This is a genomic window from Nocardioides sp. CPCC 206348, from assembly GCF_048654705.1.
Taxonomy (GTDB): domain Bacteria; phylum Actinomycetota; class Actinomycetes; order Propionibacteriales; family Nocardioidaceae; genus Nocardioides.
In genome coordinates this window covers 129,537-130,822 of record NZ_JBMCZA010000198.1, presented here as the reverse complement: position 1 = coordinate 130,822, position 1,286 = coordinate 129,537, and the positions used below count along the sequence as shown (strand labels likewise).

General features: G+C 70.1%; 2 protein-coding genes. Both read left to right on the top strand.

Annotated features, from left to right (window positions below; translation table 11 throughout):
- The coding region (locus ACOADB_RS19085) for a hypothetical protein (RefSeq protein ID WP_378602011.1) at positions 1-360 on the top strand (360 nt) is incomplete at its 5' end.
- A gap of 53 nt (positions 361-413) precedes the next feature.
- Positions 414-1,286, top strand: an 873-nt coding sequence (locus ACOADB_RS19080; protein ID WP_378602008.1) for a Fic family protein, incomplete at its 3' end; no start/stop codon positions are given.

Genomic DNA, 1,286 nt, shown 5'->3' with positions numbered 1-1,286 from the left:
CGGGAAGTCCTCGACACCGGGGTGGTCGACGCCGAGCAGCTGATCGACCTGGCCTGGCGCATGCTCGCCACCCCGCGGGCCCTCGCCGTGGCACAGCTGTGGATGGCGGCCGGGTCCGAGCCGGCCTACGTCGAGACGGTGCGGGAGCTCGAGGTCAAGATCGTCGACATCGGGCTCGAGGCGCTGCGCCCCCTAGCTGACCGGTTCGAGGACGAGGCCGCTCTCTTCGCGTTCATGGACACGGTGTTCTCGGTGATTCGTGGGCTCGTGATCTCGGTGCCGGTGTGGGGCATGGCCTTCATCGAGGAGCGGTGGCAGGGCAGCAGGAAGATGCTGCTCGGCCTGGTGCCGCCGGGCTGAGCTGGGCGACAGTTGCACCACTTTAGGTCAATAAAGTGGTGTAACGTGGCGGGATGAACCACGGTGCAGCTGGCTTCGCGATCGGGTGGGAGCTCCATCCCTGGGAGCGCGAGCCCACGCGTGAGGCGTCGCGCCGGCAACGGCTGGCGGCCCGGGGTCCCTACCGCGCCGCCGTCCCGGCCCGGATCGCGGAGCTGCCGGTGTCGATGGACGCCGGTCTGCAAGCGGAGGCCGAGGACGCGATTCGCGAGATCACGCGGTTCGACGCCGAGGTCGCTGCCCTGGCGGACCGTCGGGCAGAGGTCGATGGAATGACCGCCGCGACCGAGCTGGCTCCGCTGGCCTCGGTCCTGCTGCGCACCGAGTCGGCGTCGTCGTCGGAGATCGAGGGCGTCACGGCCGGTGCCCGGGCGCTGGCCCTCGCTGCCGTCGACGCGAAGAGCGGCCCCAACGCCCAGCTCGTCACCGCGAACGTCACCGCCATGCAGCGGGCCGTGGACCTTGCCGACGACATCAGCAAGGACTCGATCCTGGCTGCCCACGAGGCGCTGATGGCCGGTCACGAGTACGCCGCCCCCGGGCGATTCCGCACCGAGCAGGTGTGGATCGGCAATCGTGCGCTGAGCCCGCACACGGCGTCGTTCGTGCCGCCGCACCACACCCGTGTCGTGGCGAGCATGGACGACCTGATCGCGTTCGCGCAGCGCGGGGACCTGCCGGTGCTCGCCCAGGTGGCCATTGCGCACGCTCAGTTCGAGACCATCCACCCGTTCAACGACGGCAACGGCCGCGTCGGTCGAGCGCTGGTTCATGCGCTGTTGCGCCACTCCGACGTGACGCGGCGGATGACCGTACCTGTCTCGGCAGGTCTGCTGACCGACACCGGTGCCTACTTCCGCGCGCTGACGGCCTACCGTGCCGGAGAC